Genomic DNA, 4,633 nt, shown 5'->3' with positions numbered 1-4,633 from the left:
GCCTCCGGGGCGCCGAAGATCAGCCGCGCCGGCGACCGGCGCCTCGCCGACTTCCGCGACAAGCTGGAGCACGTCCTCATGGACCTCGCCCACCAGCTGGTCCGCGACGGGGAGGGGGCGACCAAGTTCATCAAGGTGACGGTGACCGGCGCGGAGACCGCCGCCTCGGCCCGCAAGATCGCCCGCACCATCTGCGAGAGCCCGCTGGTGAAGACCGCCTTCGCCGGCGAGGACGCCAACTGGGGCCGCATCGTCATGGCCGTGGGCCGCGCCGACGAGCCGGTGAACCGCGAGAAGGTCTGCGTGCGCTTCGGCGAGCACTGGGCCGCCCAGGATGGGCTGATTTCTCCCACCTATGACGAAGAGAAGATGAGCGCCTACATGAAGCGCCCGGAGCTTGAGGTCTTCGTCGATGTGGGGGTGGGCAAGGGGTCGTCCACCGTCTGGACCTGCGACCTGACCAAGCAGTACGTGGCCATCAACGGCGACTACCGGTCCTAGAGCGCGTCCTCAGCCCGGCTGGCCGACCTTGGCCAGGGCGTCGCGCAGGGCGCGTTCCGAATAGGGCTTGCTGATGATCGGCGTGCCGGCGAGCTCCGCCGGCAGGTCGGCCTGATCGCCGAACCCGGTGCCGAAGACGAAGGGGATCTTCTGCGCCTTCAGCGTCTGCGCCACCGGCAGGCTGGTCTCGGCGCCCAGGTTCAGATCCAGGATGGCGAAGTCCGGCCGCGCCTCGGCGATGGCCTCCAGGCCCGCGGCCACGGTGGAGGCCAGGGTCACCTTGCCGGCCCCCAGCTTGATCAGCACCCCCTCCAGATCAAGGGCGATGATCATGTTGTCTTCCACCAGTAGAACGTTGCGCGGTCCGAACGTGGAGTAGGACCGCGCGCTGCTGGCGCCTTCCACCCGCGGTTCGGCCGCACCTTCCACCACGAAGCGGCCGGGCACAGAGAGATCGACCTCCAGGCCCGAGGCTTCGAACCGCACCTTCGCCTCGCCGCCCAGTTCGTGGGGGATGGAGCGCTCGATGATGGTCGAGCCGAAGCCCCGCCGGGTGGGCGCGCGCACGGGCGGACCGCCCACCTCGCGCCAGGACAGGTCCAGCCCGCCGGCCGGATCCAGCCGCCAGGCCACCCGGACCTGGCCGCGTCCGTCACAGAGCGCGCCGTACTTGGCCGAATTGGTCACCAGCTCGTGGATCACCAGCGACAGGGTGGAAAAGGCCTCGGGCTCCAGAAGGACGTTGGGTCCCTCCAGGACCAGACGGTCCATCTTGGCCGCCAGATAGGCCTCCGCCTCGCTGCGGATCAGGTCGCGCAGGGCGCCGGGGCCCCACTGGTGCTGTGTGATCTGGTCGTGGGCCCGGGCCAGCGCCTGCACCCGGCCTGACACCACCTCGAAGAACTGGTGGACGCTGGTCGCCCCGTCCCGGCTTTGCGAGATCAGGCCGCGGATCAGCCCCAGAATGTTACGCACCCGGTGGTTCAGCTCGGCGATCAGCACCTCCTGGCGGTGCTGGGTGCGGCCCTGCTCGGCCTGGGCCAGATCGCTGAGCTGCATGACCACCTCAAGGAGGGTGAGCCGCAGGCTTTCCACCGCCGCCAGCTCCGAAGGGCTCCAGGGACGCGACTGGCCGCGCACGGTCTCCTTCCAAGCCTCGAAACTCTCCCGGGGCGTCAGTCGGGCGCCCAGGGGGCCGACCGTGACCGCCTTGTTGGGATCGCCGCCCCAGGTGACCTCGCGCTGCACCTCGCCGCGCATGAAGATCAGATAGTCTCCCGGCGCCCGTGAGAGTGGCACGGCGATGATCCCCGCCGCCCGCGCGCTCCAGTCCGCGGCGACGGGGAGGTGGGCCGACAGATGGTGGGTGTGGAAGATTCGCCCGGGCGAGGTCTCATCCAGGAAGGCGGTCAGGCGGTCCAGTTCGGCCGGCGCCAGGATCTGACCGTGGGCGGCGTCGCGCCCGGCGATGCGCAGGGCCACGCCGTCGCAGCCGGTGAGACCGCAAAGCTCGCCCAGGAAGGGCGACAGACTGTCGGGTCCCGGCGCCCCGGCGGCCACGGCGCTCAGCAGACGGTCGTGCAGATTGCGCGCCCGCTGCACATGCTGGGCCTCTGCGGCCTGCTCGCGGCTCTCCAGCATGTAGGAGAAGATCTGGCCGAACAGCTCGGCGGCCGTGCGCCGTTCATAGGAGACGTGGTGGGCGCTGTAGTGGTGACAGGCGAACAGACCCCACAGCCGCCCCTGGCGCAGGATGGAGATCGAAAGCGAGGCCGCCACCCCCATGTTGCGCAGATACTCGATGTGGACCGGCGAGACCGCCCGCAACATCGACATGGACAGGTCCAGTGGGCCGCCGCTGGGGCCAAGCGCCGGGCGCACGGCGGGAGTCTCTGCGTCCACATCGGCGATGATGCGCAGCCAGTTGCGCTCATAGAGGGCGCGGGCCTGCTGCGGGATGTCGGAGGCCGGATAGCGCTGGCCCAGGAAGGAGCCGATGCCGGGCCGCACCGACTCGGCCACCACCTCGCCGGCGCCGTCCTGGTCGAACCGGTAGACCATGACCCGGTCGAACTCTGTGAGCGCGCGGACCTGGCGCGCCGCCTCGTGGAACAGGTCGTCCAGGGATTTCCGCTCGGCCACGCGGTTGGCCATGGAGCGCACGGCCGAGGCCGCCTCCAGCGAGGAGTCCGTGCGGCTGGGCTCGGCTTCGATCACCAGCAGGTCGCCGGAATAGTGCACGGCCACGTCGAACGGCTCGCCGCCCGCCTGCAGGGGCAGGTTGAAGACCCGCTCCACCGCGTCGGCGCCGCGCATGATCTGCAGGCGGCCGCGGATCTCATGGATGGCGTGACCATCCAGCACCTGGGTCAGGGCCTCGCCGATCAGGTCCTCCGCCGGCCGGCCCAGGAAGGCCAGGGCGTTGTCCGAGGCGTGCGCGATCGTCCACTGGCGGGTGACCCCCAGCAGGACGCCGAACGGTTGGATGGCGCCCAGCACGTGAATGGGCTCGCGATCGCAGTTCGTCAGGTCGACTTCGGACAGGACGTCAGGCTTTCGGACGGTGGGGAGGGAGGGGCGCGTCCGCCGCGCGCCGTGAAAATTCAGCCGTATTCGACCATATTTGGTCGGGCAAGGTCTGTCGGCTATCGGACTCTCTACGGTCGCCCGGCGGCGGCGCGCTCGAAGGCGGCGGCATAGAAGGCGAAGGCGCGCCTGGCCCCCTCCACTGCGTGATCGGCGTGCCCGACCGGGTCGGGTTCATCCTCCAGCCAAGCCAGGAAGTCGCGCCAGTAGCCGGGACCGGCGTCGTGATCGAGATAGGCCCGGGGCGCGTCCGGCTGAACCGCGGCCAGGCGGCGTGACAGCAGCATGCCGCCCAGGCGCGACCCCTCAATCACATAGAGCGCGCCCAGACGCATGGAGCGGGAAGGCAGGTCCGGCGCCGCCAGGGCGCGAGGAGGCTCCTGGCCCAGTGCGGCCAGGTCCTGCCGCAGGGCCTCGGTCCGCCGCTTAAGCGGCCAATGGTCGGGATGCGGCCCGTGGGCCAGCACCTGCGCTTCAAGGGCGGGCAGGGCGAGCGCGTGGCCGTGGAGGAAGGCGCCGTACCCGGCCTGGGAGGCGAGGTCGAAGCTCTCCCCCAGGGCGTCGACCCGGTCGTGTTCGGCCCGGGTGGCTGTGCGCAGCAGATTTCGAAGAGACATGCAGAAGGACTGAGGTGGGCGGAGCCTTAAGAACGGCTCCGCCTCGTCAGGGTTCAGTCTAGCGGGCTCCAGCTCTTGGCCGTGGCCTCGCGGCGCGGGCCCCGAAACCGGTCGCCCCCGGCCTTGGCCGCCTGGCCGCCGCCGGCCGCCTTCTGGCCTTGGGCCTTGGCGCCGTCGCGACGCTGGCCGCCGCCGCCGGACCCGTTGCGCCGACCCCGGGTCTTGCGCAGGGCCGAGGGGACGTTGTCGCGCGGGTCGCGGCTCTTCTGGCCGTTGCGCTCCTCCCGCGCCGCCGGCTCAGGCGAAACCTCGGCGATGGCCTTGGTCATCAGGGCCAGGCCCTTGTCGTTGCGCCGGTCGAAAGACGGAATGGTCTGGCGCGTCACCTTCTGGATGTCGCGCAGCAGATTGCGCTCGTCATCGGCGCAGAAGGCGATGGCCGAGCCGTCGGCGCCAGCCCGGGCCGTGCGGCCGATCCGGTGCACATAGGCTTCCGGCACATTGGGCAGCTCGTACTGGACCACGTGGCTGACGGCGTCGATATCGATGCCGCGGGCGGCGATGTCGGTGGCCACCAGGGCGCGGATCTCACCGGCCTTGAAGGCTGCCAGCGCCCGCTCGCGCTGACCCTGGCTCTTGTCGCCGTGGATGGCGGCGGCTTCGACGCCGCCTTGTTCCAGGCTCTTGGCCACCCGGTCGGCGCCGCGCTTGGTGCGGGTGAAGACGATGACGCGCTTGAAGTCCTTTTCGGCGAACAGCTCGGCCAGCAGGGCGCGCTTGCGCTGCTGCTCGACGAACAGCACCTGCTGACGGATGCGCTCCACCGTGGTCGCCTGCGGGGTCACCGAGACTTCCAGGGGGTTCTTCAGCAGTTCGCCCGCCAGCTTGCCGATCTCGCCCGGCATGGTGGCCGAGAAGAACAGGTTCTG

The 4,633-nt window shown here is 70.4% G+C and carries 4 protein-coding genes; 1 reads left to right on the top strand and 3 read right to left on the bottom strand.

Annotated elements, in window-relative coordinates; genetic code table 11:
- On the top strand, positions 1 to 501 hold a 501-nt coding region (locus V7D28_RS13980), incomplete at its 5' end, for a bifunctional ornithine acetyltransferase/N-acetylglutamate synthase (RefSeq protein ID WP_333587995.1).
- 9 nt (positions 502 to 510) lie between these two features.
- Here the strand turns inward: V7D28_RS13980 and V7D28_RS13975 are convergent.
- The 3 genes from V7D28_RS13975 to V7D28_RS13965 form a co-directional block, all read right to left on the bottom strand.
- Complete coding sequence (locus V7D28_RS13975) at positions 511 to 3,030, bottom strand: HWE histidine kinase domain-containing protein (RefSeq protein WP_333587996.1); 2,520 nt, start codon at positions 3,028 to 3,030, stop codon at positions 511 to 513.
- 128 nt (positions 3,031 to 3,158) lie between these two features.
- The gene (locus V7D28_RS13970; protein WP_333587994.1) at positions 3,159 to 3,704 is read right to left on the bottom strand and encodes a biliverdin-producing heme oxygenase; all 546 of its coding nucleotides are present in this window, start codon (positions 3,702 to 3,704) and stop codon (positions 3,159 to 3,161) included.
- A 53-nt stretch (positions 3,705 to 3,757) separates the two neighbouring features.
- Positions 3,758 to 4,633, bottom strand: an 876-nt coding sequence (locus V7D28_RS13965) for a DEAD/DEAH box helicase (RefSeq protein WP_333587993.1), incomplete at its 5' end; no start/stop codon positions are given.

Origin of the sequence: Phenylobacterium sp. (assembly GCF_036723115.1) — a bacterium.
GTDB lineage: Bacteria > Pseudomonadota > Alphaproteobacteria > Caulobacterales > Caulobacteraceae > Phenylobacterium.
This window is presented reverse-complemented; position numbering and strand designations above follow the sequence as displayed.